The 18,685-nt window shown below is 52.7% G+C and carries 18 protein-coding genes and 2 pseudogenes; 14 read left to right on the plus strand and 6 right to left on the minus strand.

Going from position 1 to position 18,685, the window contains the following annotated elements:
* Window positions 1–30 precede the first annotated feature (30 nt).
* Window positions 31–273: a response regulator of citrate/malate metabolism gene (locus LIW51_RS33360; RefSeq protein ID WP_227380314.1), complete on the minus strand. Its 243-nt coding sequence runs from the start codon at window positions 271–273 to the stop codon at window positions 31–33.
* Between the two features lie 97 nt (window positions 274–370).
* On the opposite strand from LIW51_RS33360, the pseudogene LIW51_RS33365 reads away from it, so the two are divergent.
* The 3 genes and pseudogenes from LIW51_RS33365 to LIW51_RS33375 form a co-directional block, all read left to right on the plus strand.
* Window positions 371–520: pseudogene (locus LIW51_RS33365) on the plus strand (aldo/keto reductase); the annotation flags it as partial.
* Between the two features lie 128 nt (window positions 521–648).
* Complete coding sequence (locus LIW51_RS33370) at window positions 649–1,782, plus strand: ABC transporter ATP-binding protein (RefSeq protein ID WP_227380315.1); 1,134 nt, start codon at window positions 649–651, stop codon at window positions 1,780–1,782.
* A gap of 2 nt (window positions 1,783–1,784) precedes the next feature.
* On the plus strand, window positions 1,785–2,999 hold the full coding sequence (locus tag LIW51_RS33375) for an ABC transporter ATP-binding protein (protein ID WP_227380316.1): 1,215 nt from the start codon (window positions 1,785–1,787) through the stop codon (window positions 2,997–2,999).
* Window positions 3,000–3,113: 114 nt separating this feature from the next.
* Here the strand turns inward: LIW51_RS33375 and LIW51_RS33380 are convergent, their stop codons facing one another.
* Window positions 3,114–3,986, minus strand: a complete 873-nt coding sequence (locus tag LIW51_RS33380; RefSeq protein ID WP_227380317.1) for an ABC transporter permease — start codon at window positions 3,984–3,986, stop codon at window positions 3,114–3,116.
* A gap of 18 nt (window positions 3,987–4,004) precedes the next feature.
* On the minus strand, window positions 4,005–5,387 hold the full coding sequence (locus tag LIW51_RS33385; protein ID WP_227380318.1) for a twin-arginine translocation signal domain-containing protein: 1,383 nt from the start codon (window positions 5,385–5,387) through the stop codon (window positions 4,005–4,007).
* A gap of 196 nt (window positions 5,388–5,583) precedes the next feature.
* On the opposite strand from LIW51_RS33385, the gene LIW51_RS33390 reads away from it, so the two are divergent.
* The 4 genes from LIW51_RS33390 (at window position 5,584) to LIW51_RS33405 (ending at window position 10,400) form a co-directional block, all read left to right on the plus strand.
* Complete coding sequence (locus tag LIW51_RS33390; protein WP_227380319.1) at window positions 5,584–6,555, plus strand: asparaginase; 972 nt, start codon at window positions 5,584–5,586, stop codon at window positions 6,553–6,555.
* Window positions 6,556–6,650: 95 nt separating this feature from the next.
* A complete protein-coding gene (locus LIW51_RS33395; protein WP_227380320.1) occupies window positions 6,651–8,300 on the plus strand; it encodes a TCP-1/cpn60 chaperonin family protein in 1,650 nt (549 codons plus the stop codon).
* A 292-nt stretch (window positions 8,301–8,592) separates the two neighbouring features.
* On the plus strand, window positions 8,593–9,426 hold the full coding sequence (locus LIW51_RS33400) for a polysaccharide deacetylase family protein (protein ID WP_227380321.1): 834 nt from the start codon (window positions 8,593–8,595) through the stop codon (window positions 9,424–9,426).
* A 263-nt stretch (window positions 9,427–9,689) separates the two neighbouring features.
* A complete protein-coding gene (locus tag LIW51_RS33405; RefSeq protein ID WP_227380322.1) occupies window positions 9,690–10,400 on the plus strand; it encodes an ABC transporter permease in 711 nt (236 codons plus the stop codon).
* A gap of 521 nt (window positions 10,401–10,921) precedes the next feature.
* On the opposite strand, the gene LIW51_RS33410 is transcribed toward LIW51_RS33405, so the two are convergent.
* Window positions 10,922–11,167: an HTH domain-containing protein gene (locus tag LIW51_RS33410; protein WP_227380323.1), complete on the minus strand. Its 246-nt coding sequence runs from the start codon at window positions 11,165–11,167 to the stop codon at window positions 10,922–10,924.
* A 509-nt stretch (window positions 11,168–11,676) separates the two neighbouring features.
* A complete protein-coding gene (locus LIW51_RS33415) occupies window positions 11,677–12,846 on the minus strand; it encodes a mandelate racemase/muconate lactonizing enzyme family protein (protein WP_227380324.1) in 1,170 nt (389 codons plus the stop codon).
* Window positions 12,847–13,152: 306 nt separating this feature from the next.
* Between LIW51_RS33415 and LIW51_RS33420 the strand changes: the two genes are divergently transcribed.
* From LIW51_RS33420 to LIW51_RS33450, 7 genes and pseudogenes are all read left to right on the plus strand, one after another.
* Window positions 13,153–13,542 (plus strand): SWIM zinc finger family protein, encoded by a 390-nt coding sequence (locus tag LIW51_RS33420; protein WP_227380325.1) that lies wholly within the window; start codon window positions 13,153–13,155, stop codon window positions 13,540–13,542.
* Window positions 13,543–13,673: 131 nt separating this feature from the next.
* Window positions 13,674–14,618 (plus strand): VOC family protein, encoded by a 945-nt coding sequence (locus LIW51_RS33425; RefSeq protein ID WP_227380326.1) that lies wholly within the window; start codon window positions 13,674–13,676, stop codon window positions 14,616–14,618.
* Between the two features lie 20 nt (window positions 14,619–14,638).
* Window positions 14,639–15,184, plus strand: a complete 546-nt coding sequence (locus LIW51_RS33430; protein WP_227380327.1) for a YdeI/OmpD-associated family protein — start codon at window positions 14,639–14,641, stop codon at window positions 15,182–15,184.
* Window positions 15,185–15,213: 29 nt separating this feature from the next.
* Window positions 15,214–15,495, plus strand: a pseudogene (locus LIW51_RS33435) (SprT-like domain-containing protein); the annotation flags it as partial.
* 212 nt (window positions 15,496–15,707) lie between these two features.
* Window positions 15,708–16,241 carry a DUF7437 domain-containing protein gene (locus LIW51_RS33440; RefSeq protein WP_227380329.1) on the plus strand — a complete coding sequence of 178 codons (534 nt, stop codon included), beginning with the start codon at window positions 15,708–15,710 and terminating at the stop codon, window positions 16,239–16,241.
* The gene (locus tag LIW51_RS33445; RefSeq protein ID WP_227380330.1) at window positions 16,238–16,765 is read left to right on the plus strand and encodes a PIN domain-containing protein; all 528 of its coding nucleotides are present in this window, start codon (window positions 16,238–16,240) and stop codon (window positions 16,763–16,765) included. Before LIW51_RS33440 ends, LIW51_RS33445 begins: the two co-directional genes overlap by 4 nt.
* Before the next feature lie 91 nt (window positions 16,766–16,856).
* On the plus strand, window positions 16,857–17,162 hold the full coding sequence (locus tag LIW51_RS33450; RefSeq protein ID WP_227380331.1) for an SWIM zinc finger family protein: 306 nt from the start codon (window positions 16,857–16,859) through the stop codon (window positions 17,160–17,162).
* A gap of 50 nt (window positions 17,163–17,212) precedes the next feature.
* On the opposite strand, the gene LIW51_RS33455 is transcribed toward LIW51_RS33450, so the two are convergent.
* Window positions 17,213–17,836, minus strand: coding sequence for a hypothetical protein (locus LIW51_RS33455; RefSeq protein ID WP_227380332.1), 624 nt, complete (start codon window positions 17,834–17,836; stop codon window positions 17,213–17,215).
* Window positions 17,837–18,685: the final 849 nt, after the last annotated feature.

The following is an 18,685-nucleotide window of genomic DNA, read 5'->3' on the forward strand; positions in this document are numbered from 1 at the left end:
CGACGATGCTAACTAAGGTACCTATTGCACCTATTCCTCTGGAATCCACCAGATAACAACCCGTGGGCTCAGCTTCCCACGCTCAACTTCTCCATCCTCATGCAGTGCTTCAAGCCGTCGATGCGCAGATGGCCGCTCAATCTCAAGCGTATCCGCGACCCAGCGAGCGGTCACTGCCGGAAACTCTGACTCGCGCATCACCGTCAGAATATCGTCGTCAGTCGTTTCCTCTGCAAATTGACCGCTAGTATCGCGTTCTCTCTCGTCTGTCATCATAGCCATCAGTTCACTATTCACCAAGAGCTTGCCCAGACAAGGCGAGCAATTCTCCGCGACATACGTTTTTGTGGACTGGCAGTAACTGTTTACTATGCAAACGCGTCCTCTGGATACCACTGGCCACGACAGCTCCATCATGACATTTGGTGCAATCGCACTCAACTGGCTCGAGCAGTAGGGAGCAAACCAGATGGTTGAACTCATGCTCGACCACGGCGTCAACCACTTCGATGTCGCACCGAACCTCAACATGAGGAATCCTCGCGCTTTAGCGCGGGGAGGATGTCAATCACACATTGCCAGTAACCAGTCGTGGGAAACCTTTTTCAGTTCATAAGAAACAATAGTTAGGTACTTGGGGAAAGGGGGATGTCCACGACAGCCATTTCCATCGGGAACCTATCGAAGACCTTCGATCACGAGGATGTGCTTACTGGTATCGATCTCGAAATTGCCGGTGGCGAATTCTGTGTGGTTGTTGGGCCGAGTGGATGTGGGAAAAGTACGCTCTTGAAATGTATTGCTGGCCTATTAGATGCCAATGGCGGTCAGGTCGAACTGAACGGAACGGACGTAGGAGCGGTCCCCGTACGCGATTTGAACGTTGGATTCGTATTCCAGGAATTCGAGAACACGCTGTTTCCGCATAAGACGGTTGCAGGGAACGTCGCGTTTGGCCTCGAACAACGAGATCTCTCGACCACAAAGATAGAACAACGCGTCGATGCGATACTCGATCTACTGGCGATTACAGAGACGAAAAATAGTCCACCAAATGAGCTGAGCGGCGGTCAACAGCAACGCGTCGAACTTGCTCGCCAACTCGTTCGAGATTGTGAGACAATGTTACTTGACGATCCATTGGCCGACCTTGACTACAAGTTGCAAAAGCGGATGGAACTCGAACTCCGGCATCTCCAACGTGATACAGGGAGCACATACGTTTATGTAACACACAACCAGGATCAAGCGCTGAAGTTAGCGGACAAACTTGTTGTGATGAATCGGGGCCGTATCGAGCAAGTCGGGTCACCGCTAGAAGTGTATGATCAACCGAAAACGGCGTTCGTCGGACGATTCATCGGCGACTCGAATCTCTTTCGGGGGGAGCTTCAGGACAGAGATGGCCACCACGTGACGCTAGATACTGAAATGGGATCGGTGACTGCGGTGACCGCAACTGAAGCCGAAACACTTCCCTCTGAATCTGTCGCTCTCGTGCGACCGGAGAATATCGTGCTTGGTGATAGTGCGACAACGATGGAGAATTCGTTCGAGGGTCGACTTGAAGGGCGAACCTACTCTGGTGAGATCACGGAATTCACTGTTTCTGTACCGGCAGAATCTGGAGAACAATTGCTCGAAATTGTTGAACACGGAGAGAAGACGGTTGGAGAGATGGGTCAACCCATTTCTCTTGGTTGGAATTCAACTGATGCGCTATATTTCGATACCATTAGTGTAACAGAAACGATGACCGTCGAGGATTTGGAGGCGATCTAAGCATGGTTGATTCGAGTACACGCGACGATGTCGATATTTCTCGACCAGAATCGGAGCAACAAGTAACAATTCAAGAACAGCCAGATGTGCTTGTAGTTCAGGATCTAACGAAAATCTACGACGATGGTACGTTAGCGGTCGATTCTATCGACTTCAACGTCAAGGCGGGTGACTTCTGTGTATTGATTGGACCAAGTGGATGCGGAAAATCTACGACGCTTCATTCGATCATCGGAAAGGTCGAAACAACAGAAGGTAGGATCCTCCTCAATGGGACGGATATAACGAGGTCGCCAACGTATCAACGTGATATTAGCTTGGTATTTCAGGACTTTCAACTGTTTCCACATCTCTCCGTGGGGGAAAACATTCGATATGGACTCGAACGGATGGGAACCGACAAAGAAACTGAGGATAAAAAGATCGATGACGTACTTCGCTTGATGCAGTTAGCGGATGTTCGAGACGATTCACCAGAAGCGCTCTCTGCCGGTCAAAAGCAACGCGTTGCCCTCGCTCGCAGTCTCGTGCTTGAACCACAGTTACTGCTACTTGACGAGCCGCTTGGTGATCTGGATTACAAGATGCAAAAGCGCATGGAACGAGAGCTTTTGCGTATCCACAGGGAACTTGATACCACATTCGTCTACGTCACCCACGATCAGTCGCAGGCGATGCGATTAGCCGACCAAATTATCGTAATGAACGACGGCAATATCGAGCAATCGGGATCGGTCTCGATGATCTATAATCAACCGTCGACAGCATTCGTCGCTGCCTTCGTCGGTGACTCGAATATCTTCACAGGTGAGATAATATCAGTCAATGAAGGTGATCAGAGTGCGTCTGTCGAGACGGACTACGGAATGTTTCAAGTGAACGCTCGTACTGCTCACTCAGATCTTTCAGATTTAGTCGGGCGTGAGGTTCCATTCGTGGTTCGGCCACAGGCACTCCGTCTTGATAGCACGCTGCCAAATACGGTCACGTGTAGCGTCAAGGATGTTATTCACCGACCCGGTCGTGGAACGCAACTACTCCTCGAGATGGCTAATGAGGACGCACCGAAGAAGGAACTACAATTCAAATCTTCAGAGCGATTGACCATTGAACGGGACACGGTGACTGTTGGCTGGAATATGGAAGACAGTATTCTTCTTGAACAAACGAGTGTCGTTCCGGATATCGATCTCCACACGGATATTCTCGGCGAGTGATTTACCGGTTTGCGACGGATTTGATCCGTATATAGATTGCCAAACACATTTTGCGGGAAACCCTCAGAGGTACTCAGTCAGATTTCCAGTCAGGAGTTGTATTGCCGAACGATTTCACCCCCGACTTATTTCGGTGATATCCACAATCCGCGTCAATCCAATAACAAATATGAAAATGACTACGAGAAGCGTGATCGAGAGTGCAGCAGCAGCCGGATAGTTCAGTCCAGAGTTGACGGTGAGATAGATGAGGGTCGTAATCGTGCTTTCGCCGCCACTGAGGAACTGGGGAATTGTGAAATTGCCGATCGAAAGGACAAAAACGAAGATCGATCCGATGATCACACCGGGAAGGCTGAGTGGCCATGTAACGTATCGAAACGTCGCGATCGGATTTCCACGCAGTGTTTCTGACGCATCGAGCAAATCCGGGTCGATCTGCGCAAGTGAGATGTAGATCGGCGCTGCCATGAACACGACGTAATTCTGGATGTAACCGACGACCTGAGAGAATGGCGAGAACAAGAGCCAACTAAGCGGCTCTTGGAGGACTCCGAGATTAAGCAGAACCTTGTTGATGACGCCGGTCCGACCCAGAATCGGATACCAACCGAGCGTTCGGATGACGCTCGATGTCCAGAATGGGATAACGAGAAAGAGAAGTAAGACGATCCCACTGGTTTGGCCCATATAGAAGCGGAGGAAGTAGGCCAGGGGATATCCGAATACGAGCGTCAGAATGGTAACTGCCACACCGATCGTTAACGTCCTGATGAACACATTGTAGACGGTTTCGTCGAAGACGGAGACTTGCCATGCTTCGAGGGTGAACTCGTGGATGACGTTGAAACTCGAGTAGGTCAGAAAGCTATAGTAGAGAATGACACCGAGCGGGAAGAGCAGGAAGATTACAAACCAGAGGAGGGTTGGACCGACTAGTAGCGGTGTTTCAGCCTGTTCGAGACGCGTTCGAAGTGATGATGCCATCGTAGTGAATGGGGCGGATCAGGCGCTCTCGAAGTCCCTCCAGCGTTGAATCATGTAGTCTGCGTTGCTCGGCCAGATTTGGAAGAACCCAATTCGGTTAATCCGCTCTTCGATTGGGCCGGAATCACGTTGTTGACCGTTCTGACTCGGATTCCCTTCTTGCATCGACCAGTTGTACGATTGCGGATCGAACAGATTTGGATCCTCGACCGGTTCGTAGGTTCGTTCACCGCGGTATGCCCAGTCGTAGTATTCCGGCCCCATGCCCTGTCCAGATTCATCAGAGCCAGTACGGACGAGTTCCGTGTTCGGGTACTGAGGGACGGAATAGCCCCACCCTTGGATATAACCCGGGAACCAGGCGCCGTAGTGAACGTCGTTGATGAGCGTATTCACCTCGTCCACGTTGTTCCGCTGTTGCGCGCCGGGCTTGATCGGGATGATACCGGCATACCAGAACCGATAGCCCTGAACACCCTCACTCATCGTTGCGTATTTACACGGAGTGCCAGACCGACGAACGTCGAGGGCCGCCGGTTGCCAAATATCCCCAATGATGGCCTCTTCACTGGCCATCAAATTCACCGAATTGCCGTACGCAGTCCATGTTGAGCGGAATTGACCGCTCCTTTTCTCCTTAACGAGGAAGTCGATCGCCTGATCGAGTTGGTCTCTGGTAGGATCGTTCAGTTGGCCGACATCGCCCTGAACCATGTTGTTGTCCATCAAATGCATCAAGGCTTCAGGTATTCCGATTGCCGCGATTGCGTCGAACAATACCTGGCCCTGATACTCATCAGCAAAGAGTGCAGACCACCTCGAGACGCTCCCCGGTTCAATGGCATTCGGATTATATCCGATCGCGTCGAAGTTGTAAATCGTCGGTGGGAAGCGTAGTTGCTGTTGATTGCCCGGATTCATCCAAAGCTGTTGACTAAGTGTCTGTGCCTGTGCTCCGATTTGTTCCGACAGCCGTTCCCTGGGACTAGTAAATAGATCGGAGATATTCTCGCTGTCCCATTTGTCGAGTTGGTTCGTCGGGGTCGCCGCGGTTACATCGTTATCCATCGTGAGCGCCCCGGCACTCGAGGTATCGACGGAAACAGCATCGAAGGTTCTATTCCCACCACTCAAGATGCGTTGTTGTGTCGTTGGAAGGTCACCGATGGTTCGGTTTATCGGAATGTCGGTCATCTCCTGGAACTTGTTCGCTTGACCATCCCGAGCTGCGTAGGCAGTGCTCGCCCACTGAACCGGTCGTTGACCGTTTTGTAACCCGCCTTGGTTTTGTGACAGACTCAGTGCAGCATTCGCCCCTTCCGCACCGCCAGCTAATGCTGCCCCCGCCGATGCGGAGCCAGCGAATTTCATAAAGTTTCGGCGTGTCAGGTTGTCTCTCATGGCCCAAGCTAGCGTTCAACACCATCCGTAATGATTATTAACTAAGGATGTTGCCAGGTGAGTCATTTATATATGTGGTAATAAACAGGACAGATACCAGAGCTCCTTTACTGACACCGTGTATTATGCAAAAATATCATAGCACCGTTCGGAATACGAGCGAAATCGTTTTCTCACTGATGCTGGAATGTGTGATATGATGCCCCATATCAAGGTTCTGGGGACAGGCGGTACAATCGCCAGTACCGGCGGGGATAGTGGGGCAACCCCAAGCAAACAAAGCGACGAATTGCTCAATGCTGTCCCCGAAATCGGGAAATATGCCGATATCTCGGTAGAGCAGGTGACGCAAGTGCCGAGTTTCGATCTCGATACGGAGACACTCGCGACATTCGCTCAACAAACGCAGAGTGCGGCGGATGAAGGGATAGACGGGGTTGTCGTTACCCATGGAACCGATACGATGGAAACATCCGCGTACTATCTTGACCTGACGCTTGATTGTGATATTCCCGTTGTCTTTACTGGTGCGCAGCGCCGACCAGACGAGTTAAGTCCGGATGGGCCAGCGAATCTTCGGACGGCAGTCCGTGCGGTAACACATGACCGCTTCCGAAACCACGGTGGTGTCTACGTCGCATTCAACCAGCAGGTTCACGCGGCAAGAGACGTAGTGAAGATGCATACAACCGCACTCGAAACGTTCCGATCACCGGAAAAAGGCCCTGTCGCGACGATCACACGCGAGACAGTTCGATTATTTCGTCAACCAGGAAGTCGATCCGTCGATATCCCTGTTCTCGAAACTGACAGTGACGTCGCAATGGTCAAAAGTGGAGTCGGTATCGATGGAAGTGCAATTATCGATGCGCGGAACGGTTCTGTCGACGGCATCGTTCTTGAAGGAACAGGGCTCGGGAACACGACTGCTGCGCTAGGAAATGCCATTGCCGATACAGTCGATACTGGCATTCCGGTCGTTGTCACTTCACGATGTCCCGCCGGTAGTGTCACGCCTGTGTATGGGACAGATGGTGGTGGGAAAACACTAGCCGAGCATGGTGCAATCTTCGGCGATGATCTTCCGGCACACAAAGCTCGAATCAAACTGATGTTAGCCTGCGAGGTAAGCGACAGTATCGAATCTGTACGGGAGTACTTCGAATGAAGTCGAACGATCAATCTATGCCACCTCGACAAGACACCATCGCTTCATTAGAGTCAGTATAGTAGTAAACTATGGGGGGAGCAAGAAAATCAGAGTTGAGAAATGAATCGGTACCTGAGTTCCCAGAGGCAAACATCGTCGCAATCGACGCAATCGCCGAGATCATGCGGAGTTCGCTCGGGCCGACACCGCAGGATACGTTGATTCTGACGCAACTCGAAACACGGAGTGGGGATGCCGAGCGAGGTATCCCCGGCACTGACGAGTTCGTGGTTACGAACGATGGTGCGACAATTCTCGAGGAACTGCCACTTGAGCATCCAATTGCGCCAGTGTTGCTTCGCGTTATCGGCCCAGAGCGCCCTGGCGACACGGCTGTCGAAGGAGAACGGATTCCCGATGGCGTGACGACAACCGTCGTGCTTGCGGCGGCACTACTCGATGAAGCATCGTCACTGCTCGAAACCGGTCTGCATCCGGCAACGATCGTCTCGGGCTACGAGATAGCACTCGACACCGCCATCGAGACGTTCAATAAAACGACACGGGATCTACAGTCGTTTGCTAACTCGGCCGAGGCCGCTCGAAACGTCGCTCAAACGGCCATGACGGGGAACGATGTCGGACAGTTCTCGGATGAATGGTCGCAACTGGCGGTCGAAGCGGTCGAAACCGTCGGTATGCCAGATGAAATAACATTCGTAGTGCGACAGATTTCGAAGGGGCGAATCGCGGATTCGGCGCTCGTTCGTGGAGCCGTTCTCGATAGGCATGGTCGTGCCCATCCTGAGATGCCACGTCGAAAACGAGATGCCAATATACTCGTTCTCGGTGGCCAAGAGAACCGTGGACTTCAGATTCGAGAACCAGAATCCATCTCCGGGGTTCGAGTTGATTCAATTGAATTAACGGCCGCGATTCACGATTCGGAGCAGACGAGGCGACACGAAGTCGTCGAGTATCTAACCGAGATGGGCGTAGACGTCGTCATAACGCAATCTGGAATCGACCCACACTATTTGCGTTTGCTTGCAGATGCTGGTATTCTCGGCATCAGAGGCGTTACGAGCCTCGACTTTCCTCACGTCAATCAGGCGACGGGAGCAACGCCGGTAGTAAAGCCGGACGATGCCACCACGGAAGACCTTGGATATGCGGGCTTAGTTGAAGAACAACAGATTGAGCCCCGACGACATCGACGGAAGAATCGGCACATTATCGTCTTTGATGAGTGTCGAGACCCAACTTCCGTGACCGCCGTCCTCCGTGGTGTCTCCGGATCGTTAAGCGAGCAAATGACCCGCCAAGTGCGCAAGGCAGCAGCGGCAGTCGGAGCAGCACAAGGATGCAAACACTATGTCCCAGGGGTCGTGCCGGGTGGCGGAGCAACTGAATTGCACGTCGCACGTACGCTCGAATCCACTGCGATATCGGTGGGAGAACGTGAACAGTTAGCAATTTCGGGATTTGCGAGTGCTGTTGAATCCGTACTGGCGACTCTTATCCGGAACGCAGGGCGAGATCCAATCGCGACGCTTGCAACGTTGCGTGCAAAATACGAGAATGGAGATCAAGAATTTGGTCTCATTCTCCCTGAAGGTGAAGTAGGAAATGTGGTCGACGCTGGTCTGCTTGATCCCGTTGCCTATCGTCGACAACAGTACATCTGTGCGACAGAGATCGCGCAACTCATTTTGAAGGTCGATGACGCAATCGATGCAGAGTTTCAAGATGACTCCGACTGATCCTCAAAAAGAGATTTGTTATCTAAAAGTGAAAAATATCGAAATCGACTGCGGAAAGGAATACCGAGAGAAAAATCTGTTTTTACGAGTTACGGCTAGTATTAGCTAGATAAATGCTGTGACACCACAACGACATAAATTATGGAAACAGACCAACACAGATTCTAGATTGAAGTAGCGGAGATTCAATGTCTTCCAACCGTACTTCAACTCTTCTCCCATAATATATAATTATAAATAATTAAAGATTCATTATAATATTCTTATCTATCATCACGGTGTGCTCCGACTTATGACGGACGCAACAGTCTGTCTATCATACGATTTCGATGCGGTATCGACGTGGCTCTGGTCATATGACTCGTGGGACATGCCAACCCGACATTCTCGTGGGGTTTTCGGGGCAGAAGTAGCGACACCGAGGTTGCTCGGCCTACACGATAAGTACGGCATCCCAGCAACCTGGTTCATTCCTGGTCACACAATCGATAGCTTCGAGGAAGCCAGTGGTGAGGTCTGGGATCGCGGCTATGATATTCAACATCACGGTTGGAGTCACACTGGGCCAGCGACATTCGAGACGCGAGAAGACGAGCAAGCAGACATAGAACGCGGAATCGAGAGCATTCAGGACATCACCGGACGTGAACCGACCGGGTATCGCTCTCCGGCATGGGATTTCTCACAGCATACACTCGACATCCTGCAGGAACTCGGATTCGACTGGGATTCGAGCAAGATGGCGTCCGATTTCAAACCACATTACGTCTATGGTGGATGGAGTGCCCCAGAGGATGGCCCGTACGAGCGTGGGGAGCCAACCGATCTCGTCGAGCTTCCAGTCTCATGGCAACGTGACGATTGGCCGCCATTGACGTTCACGTGGGCACGTCCTCATCGAATGGGATATGTCAGTGAGAATTCTATCTTCCAACGTTGGTACGACCAGTTCGACTGGATGTATGACCACGTCGACGACGGGGTCTTCATCCTCACTATGCATCCGCAAGTCATGGGACAGGCCCATCGGATCCAGCGACTTGAGAAACTCATCCAGCACATGCAAACGAAGGATGGAGTCGAGTTCAAAGAGATGGACACTGTAGCCCAGGAATTTGAAGAATAACACTACGAGTCACTCTCACCTGCCTTCTCATGGTGGTGGGGTTGATCATTTGAAACAGCGCCCCTCGAGATAAGGAAACGAACTACGAGAAAGGATCATCTCTGGAAATGGCGAACGACACTGAAACGAGTGAACGAACTGGTCACGTAACGCCAACGACCCGCTCGCTCACAGACATTGTGACCTCGTTCTTTGAGCAAGTCGATATGAGATGGTTGCTTGGGATTTACGCTGTGTTGATTTCGCTGTACATATATCTTCCAATGCTCTCGTTGATCGTGTTCTCGTTCAATGAGGGTGGCCTGACGTTCCCGTTCGTTGATTTCAGTACTCGCTGGTATGTGGAGTTGTTCACGAGTCAAGGAATAATCACCGCTGTCGAGCGGTCGCTCAAACTTGCCTTCGTGACGATGATCATTGCGACCATACTCGCGACGGCGACCGTCCTCGCATATCGTCGACGGTTCCAAGGCCGTCACGCCGTCCTCTACCTTCTCTTACTCGGTATCATCACCCCAGGGATTACGTACGGTGTCGGAGCGACACTGTTTCTCAACCAATTACTTGGCCTCTCCCATGGACTATGGCTAGCACTTACTGTTCACGTCGTTTGGACGCTCCCGTTCGCGACGATCGTTTTGCTGGCGGGGATTCCACCTAATTTGCCGGAAAACGAACAAGCAGCCCGCATCATGGGGGCGGACGAGCGAACAATATTTCGAGAGATAACGCTTCCACAGATTGCACCAACCGTCCTCGGCGCAGCTGTGTTCGCGTTTACCCTCTCATACAATGAGGCGACGCGGAGTCTGTTGCTAGTTGGGCGGCAGAATACGATGCCCATCCAGGTGTTTTCGATCGCATCGTCCCGCCGGGCCACGCCAGAACTGTTCGCACTCGGGAGCATCACGACCGTCTTATCGACGATCCTCTTACTTCTGGCTGGGTTTCTCGTGATTTATCGTTCGCGGTGATTGATAGACGAGCAAATCACCTGAGCACGCATTTGAGTCTCTGTTCTGTATTTTCAGGTGATTCGGACTTCCCGGTCGAGATGATGGGAGATAGGCTCGTTCTTTGCTGGTCGTCATAGCGCTCGAACTCATCACAAGCCGCAGCAAACACACTCTCACCAACAGGGAGAATATTGAAACTCTCCGAGCGCCGAATTGTCTGGAGTGCATCGACAGCTGTCTTATGATTGACCTTCCGACTGGTGAGTGTGGCTAGCTCCGAGAGTACCTACCGACTCGTGAACAACGGCTGATACGGAATCGCTTCACGACGAAGCGCGTCAAACACAGACTGCGCAATCTCGTGCCGCCCAGCACGAGTGTTCACCCAGGCAAAGAATGACCCCGTATCGATGAACAGCGGCTGTGGCTGCTCACTCATCGCCACCGTAGAGGATATCGTCGATCTCGTCCTCCTCGACTGGCTCACCAGCAGCTGGCTTCAGCGGCCAAAACGGATCGTCTGCATTGATACCGCTCGATTATGCTGCATCCTCGTCGATCCACCAGATGACTGCCCCCGCACCAACCTTCCGACGTTCGATTAGCCCTTGATCGTGGAGCTGAACGAGTTTCTGACGGGCTGCTTCTGACGAACAATCTAGTCGCTCACTCAGTTCCTTGGCAGTGACGACCGGATCACTGGCTTCACGCATTGCCCGAAGGACAGCGTCGAGGGTGAGTGTCTGGACGTATCGACCAGTATCTCGGTTCCGTTCTCGGCTCATACTCATCTATAGAATTTTGACCGACGTAATCCTATTGGTGCGAAGCAACAGGACAAGCTTTATTACCATTTGGTGCGTAGCAATTGGTAAGGAAGAACGGTGTCCTCGAGCGTGTGGAAACGCGCCGGGTGCTCTAACACCCGGCACCGGTCTTCCGTAATGAAGCCAAGAAGACCATGAGTACGAAAACGCCTAGTGAACTTGAAGCTGACGAGTCGGCACAGCAACGCGCGCAGTGGGAACAGTTCTCCTACGATGTTGAGGCCCCCGGAATGGTCGACGTCACCAACGAGAGCCACGACAACCCCGCTGAGCACCAGTACACCGTCTCCATCGACGACGTGACCCGCGAACTGATGGCCTGTACGTGTCCGCATCACGTTCGCTACATTGCCTGCTGTAAAAACTGGTTGGTGAGAAATTTTGTCTCCGAATCACGAGTCAGTGTCATAGATATCGTAATTTTCCGCTCTTGTTACACAGTAGTCAGACTCTGCAACATTCCAGGATCAGGAATTAACAGGATGACGTTCGAGCGCCCCCTCGTCAGGTTCGCAGCCCCAGCCGGGCTCTGTGGGCAGCTGCATGTGCCCGTCGCGAAATTCCGGGACTGTAGTGAACAGTTCGTCATCCCAGGGAAGCCGATCGATATCGGTTTCCATAATACAAAGGTTGGGCACAGCAGCTGCCAGATGTGCGTTCATGAACGTGGCCAGATGTCCATAATAGTTGTGTGGCGCTACATGCAGCTGGTGTGCATCAGCCATGCTCGCGATCTTCGTGGACTGAAAGATACCGTTCCAGAGCGCGTCGATGATGACCACGTCCATTGCCTGTTCACGCAGGAAGGGCACGAATGCTTCGTGCGGTACCAGCGCTTCGCAGGAGCTGATCGGGTGTGGGCTCTCGCGCCGAACGTCCGCCAGCGCCTCCGCATTGGGCGAGTCGATCTCGACCCAGAACAGATCGAAGTCAGCGAGTTCCTGCAGGATGCGAATGTAGCCTTCCGGCTTGGCATTGTAGTTCAGATCCAAAAGGATGTCCACGTCCGGTCCAGTCCCCTCCCGGAGAGCGTCTAGATAGCGCCGCAACGCTCGCAGCTGGGGGCGTTCAATAGTTAGGGATGGGTGGAACGGCCGGCCGAAGCCCGGGGCCCAGTTCGCCGGCTCGTCGCCGCTGAAATCGAAGATGTTAGTCTTCAGGGCTGTGAACTGACTTTCACGCACCTCCTCACCTAGGGCCGTCACATCCTCCAGAGTGCGCACTGGGTCGTACCACTCCGACCGAGTGATGCGATAGGTGCCGCAGTGCGACCAGTACACCGGTACCTCCTTGCGGACGGCCCCACCCAGTAGGTCGACGCAGGGAACGCCGATTTCCTTCGCCTTCGCGTCGAGCAGGGCGTTCTCGATGGCACCGATGGCCATGGCCATGACGCCGGTCAGGGATTGGCGCGCCTGGGCAACGAGGCGCGCACGGATGTGCTCTACGGCATTCACGGGTTCACCGATCAACGTTGGAGCCATGTCGTCGATTACCGTGGTGATACCAGTAGCACCCAGGTTCTCGTCGTACTCACTCCAGCCAACTACATCCTCATCGGTGGTGATGCGGAGAAAGTGGTAGTTACGCCATCCAGCATCGCAGTGTCGGGTCTCAACGGATTGAATCATGCTCATCGTACTCTCCAATAACGATACACGAGTGGTGATATAATCATTCGGTCCGATTACTACCATCAGTAATACCGATTTGAACCCAATCTCGGCAATTATCAACAAATACAGGCCGTTTATAAGCAGATTCTGAACCTTTCGTAAATCATATATTTACTCATTTTGAGCAGTTTGTTATCCATCAGGGCTCCAGGTAGAATGACTTCAGCTGGCAAGAAAAACGGTGCCCTCGAGCATGATGAACGGAGAACCGCGCCAGATGCTGAACCACCCGACGCTGGTCTTTCGTATACCAAGGCTCGAAAGACCATGAGTACAAACCCATCCGCAGCCCGTGAAGCTGACGAGACGGCACAGAAACGCGCCCAGTGGAAACAGTTTTCCTTCGACGTCGATGCTCCTGGACTCGTCGAAGTCACCAACGAGAGCCACGAGAACCCCGCAGACCACCAGTACACAGTCTCCATCGACGACGTGACTGAAGAACTGATGGCCTGCACCTGTCCGCACCACGTCCATCAGAACATGTTCTGCAAGCACATGGCCGCCGTTGAAAACGCAACAGACGACGGGACGCTCAACGCATTCCCGTCGGAGGACGACGATGATGCCGAACCCGAAGACTGTGACTGTGACGGCCTCGGTGACTTCCCGTGCTGGCCATGCGTTTGTGAGGGGCGAAAAGAACTGCCGAACTAACCACCGTTTCAGTCTTTTAATATATCTAATTTAAGGAGGAATGGAGACACGGGTAGTACTGGTTCACTTTCACTGAACTTAGCGCGTTTATATGACACTTGCTAGCCTATCTCTACTGGAGAGGTGTAGGCATGACATCAAATACTGAAACAGAAAATGCGGTCGAATCCAGACAAAAAATCACTCCGAACCTCTGGTTCGATGACCAAGCAGTGGAAGCCGCGGAGTTTTACACCTCCGTGTTTGAAAACGCGGAGATCAAGGGCACGACCCATTACCCAGATGCCGGGCAGGAGATAACCGGCAGGGAAGCCGGCAGCGTGATGACGGTTGCCTTCCAGGTTGAAGGGTTCACGTTTGTCGCGCTCAACGGCGGGCCAGAGTTCAGTTTCAACCCGTCGATATCGTTTTTCGTGAGTCGAGAAACAAAAGAGGAAATGGATGAGTTATGGGCACGGCTTGTCGATGGTGGCGAAGTACTCATCCAGCTTGATGAACACCCGTTCAGCGACTATTATGGCTGGGTGCAGGATAAATATGGTGTCACGTGGCAGCTCATCCTCCCCAGCAACGAAGGCGACTGGCGGCCGGATCTGGTGCCGTCCCTCATGTTCACACAGGACAACGTCAACAAAGCCGAGGAAGCTATTGATTTTTACACCAGTGTCTTCGCTGATACCGAACTGGGCCACCTGGAACGTTACCCGGAAGACACCGGTCCAGCCAAGAAAGGGGCGCTTGCCTTCGGAGATTTCAAAGTCGAGGACGTCTGGCTGGCCGTTATGGATACTGGCGTTGAACAGGACTTCGCGTTCAACGAAGCTATCTCCCTCATCGTCAACTGTGAAACCCAGGACGAAATCGACGAACTCTGGGACGCACTCAGCGCGGCACCCGAGGCCGAGCGGTGTGGCTGGCTGAAGGACAAATTTGGTGTCTCGTGGCAGATTACGCCGACGATGCTGAACGAGCTGCCGGACGACGACCCAGAGGCCAATGCGCGCATGATGGAGGCACTGCTGGAGATGAAGAAGCTCGACATTGCAGAATTGCAAACAGCATATAACGGAAACTAAGCTGCTTTGATCAAAGAACAATGTCAAAATCAAAAGTCAACTTTACCGCTCAACTGGTTACAATCGGCTCGCGGACAGTCCTCAGGCTACCTGAGTGCGCGAGTGAGAAGCTCCCATCACGCGGCATGGTAATGGCCTGCGGAGCCATCAACGGGTTCCACTTTCAGACCCCGCTTGAACCAGACGGTGAAGGAAGCCACTGGTTCGAGATAGACAAATCCATACGTGAAAACGCTGGAGTAGACGCTGGCGACACCGTGACACTGGAGATTGAGCCGGTAAGCGAATGGCCGGAACCCACGGTGCCAGCGGACTTGGAGAATGCTCTTGCAAACCATCCAGAGGCACAGACTCTCTGGGATGATATCACAACGAAAGCACGCTGGGAATATATCCGCTGGATCCGCTCAGCTAAAAAGTCTGAGACACGCGAGCGACGGATCGAGACAGCCTGTTCGAAACTGGAGGACGGTCAGCGCAGACCATGTTGTTTTGACCGCAGCTCCTGTACCGTACCCGATATATCGAAGAGTGGGGTGCTGATTGAGCCGATAGAAAATCGCTAACGTGGGACGCCTCCGACTCGCAGGGCTGGGAGCAATTCAGTTCGACCGTGCGCCATGAATTGATTCACGCATGGCAGTACCACGAGTTCGGCGAAGCGGATCACGGAGCCACGTTCACCCGCTGGACTAACACCCTGGACACTTCGCAGCACTGCGAACGCTTCACTGCGCCACAGTGGTGGCTGGTGTGCAAGGACTGCGGCGGTCGGATTCCGTGCTATCGGCGTTCGAAGATGGTTCGCAACCCTGAGAAGTACAGTTGCTCCAAGTGCGGCGGTGCAATTCGCGTTGAAGAGACCAACAGCTACTAACCAATTCTCGTTTAAGTAGTTATCGCGATAAATAGTAGATACGAGGAAGATTTTCGCGGTTCACTGCTTTCTGCATGAGTTATTTCTATCGCTCCTATATCACGTAAGAGCCTGCACTGGTTAGTAGTTCATACTATCTCTCAGTAACTCCATCGCTGTAACACAACACGAGCGGAAGAGTTATTACGAATTATGCATAATTCATAACTACGATGGCACAGTCTGCCGCCTCCACCGATTCGATACCAATTGCGCAACTCCAAACAGTGGTCGAACTACTGGAGAACCCAACACTGGCGCGAATCTACACCTATACACTTCGTTCTGACGGCGCTACTGTCGCGGATTTCGTCACCGAACTCGATGTTCCACAGGGGACCGCCTACGACTACGTTCGAACACTCGAAGGTGCAGGATTACTGACGAAACAGGAAGACAACCGCCCCTACGAATTCGAAGCCGAACCGCTTTCACTCACGCTGACGACAGACGGTGAGACGCGAACTATCACGGATGAACTCGTGGATGCTGCAGCACGCCGCACAGAAAACGAGGATATCGACGTCTACATTGACCGGCACGGTATCGATGGCCTCGCAACTGCCCTAGAGTACGCTCGTGAGTTCGTGGATGGCACTGTCAATCACCGAATCATGGCTCGCGAACTTGATCTCTCACCACTCGAAGCCGAGATCATCTTACAAGCTCTCGAACCAGTCATCCGTTCCCACTCCGACGACGAATGACGACGTATATCGTAGACACGGGTGTTTTCGTCCGGTGTGGCGGGCCGGACAACGAGAAGTACCAACGCCTTCGCCGCGCTGTCCGACAAGCTGATGTCTCGCTGCTCGTCCCTCGTCGCGTGTATGAAGAACTTGGTGGTGATCCTGACGACGAAGCTTATCCATCGAGCAACAGCCGTTGGCAAGAGGGAGTTGACGAAGGATGGATCCAAATTGCCGATGAACTCGATTACACCAATTCTCGTGTCTCGCGAGTGATGGATGCAGCCCGCCGATTTATCGCGAACGACACGGATCGACCCGAGGATACAATCGAAAAGACGGATACTGCGCTTATCGGCCTCGCAGCACAGCTCTTCGATACTGGTAAAACAAGCTCTGTTGTCTTACTGACCACAGACAAACCAGCAGGACGGGCGGCAGAATCACTGCTTCCCAGTCATGGGTTCACAAACGACGTTGAATATCGGTATGTCAGTGTCGAATTCCTCGAAAGGATTACCGCAGCCGAGTTCGACGATTAAGGAATAACTTCTCCTCAATACAAAACGATTCGAGACGGCACAGCAACGTGCACAGGCCGAACAATTCTCCTTCGACGTCGAGGCTCCCGGAATGGTTGACGTGACCAACGAGAGTCACGAGACGCCTGCAGACCACCAATACACAGTCTCCATCGACGACGTGACTGACGAATTGATGGCCTGTACCTGTCCGCACCACGTTCACCGGAGCGCCGTCTGTAAGCACATGGCTGCCGTCGAAACCGCGACGGATGATGGCACCCTGACGGCGTTCCCGTCGGACGACGACGAGACGGACGAAGACGACGCTGAACCCGAAGAGCGCGATTGTGACGGCCTCGGTGGCTTCCCGTGTTGGCCGTGCGTGAGAACGGGTCGCAAAGCACTACCGAACTAACTCGTTTCAACTTTTTCTCCCTCTCACGTCACGGTCTCGAATATCACCACCTACCCGTTCTGTTGTGCCACAAACACGCGAATACTCGAAAAGTGCTTCCACAGTAGTACCCCACCGAATCCCACCATAGTCACCCCCAGAACGGTCATCCCGACTCCCGCCCAGTTTATCTTATTAATCGTACACTCCAACCCTTCTGTTGCACACGCTCCAAACAATTCCTGAGCGAACGCGCCGACATAGATGAGCCAGCTACCAATAGTCACAGCACCGATACCACCGCCCATCTTCCGTATCATCTCCGACACAGCCGGTGATTCACTACTGACTGTCTTCTGAACGCCTTCACGCGGCCCAGCCCGGGAGGAGAGCAGGGCAGCGCCAAGCAAGCAGAGTGCAGCGGGAGCGATGAAGAGACCGATCGACCACATTCCCACAATGGATAGTGCCGTCATTAAGAGTGCTGCCACCCAGACAAGGGGTATCCACTGCTTCCAGGCGGCAATCCCACCGACAAGTGAGAGGATGACGCTCACCAGCACCCATCCGGCGAAGAACGCATCAGCAAGTGGGTTAGGGAGCAGGAGATAGATTGCTGCAACACTTGTAGAGATAACAGCAAGAGTGCCGAGTAAGCGGCTCCCTGTGTGAGCTGATGAAGATTTACTTGCCATTAGTCGGTGTCCGAGGAGGTTCTCTCCGTCCGAAGTGTTTGAAACGTTGTCCGAGCCATATCACACTCACTGCGAAGAGATAGTACGTGACGACCTGCCCGCTATCCCACAAATACGGCTGCGCTCCTAGAACCTGTGCATCAAGCGCATAGGTGACGTGTTCGATCCCAAGTCCTTCGTAGACGAGAAGTGAAACAAGATACGCCGGAATGTAGAGCAATCGAAAGACTACATTGCTGTAGATATCAACGACTGCTGGCAATTGTGACGTAAGTGCGAGAAAGCCAAAGAGCACGAGTGTCGACCGGGTTGTCCATGCGGATCGAGTTGTGGGTGATGGGTGGTTGTTCATAGTTTCTAAGAGGTGTGTAGATGGCTTTACGTTATGCCTTGGCACACACGACAATGAGTGACGGTGCTGTGACTGCCGATTCGATGACAACTGCGATAGTGACAAAGAGTTATTTCACTCACCACGAAGCTTATTCTTGACTAAACGGATATCATGCTATGAAACGCCGTGTATTTCTCTCTGCGACTGCCCTCACACTCAGTAGTGGCTGTCTGTCCCTTTTGGCCTTTGATTGTCAAATCCAACTCTGGAAGACGAACTTTCATACGAAAAACGGGATACAACTTCACTCTTTATTGGAGAAGGAGCCGTCCTCGTTACTGACCGTGATGAAACGAATCGATTCAACTCGCGGGTCTTTGGTGGCGCAGCTAAACAGTGGGTGAAAGATACAGAGTTCGACAACAAGGTGGTACTCGGAATCCAAGTTGGCACATCAGGTGAGTCAAGCCCACTCCAGATACTCGGCGTTGAGCGAAAAAACGCGACTACCTTCA

This window comes from Haladaptatus halobius (genome assembly GCF_020618475.1).
Lineage (GTDB): Archaea > Halobacteriota > Halobacteria > Halobacteriales > Haladaptataceae > Haladaptatus > Haladaptatus halobius.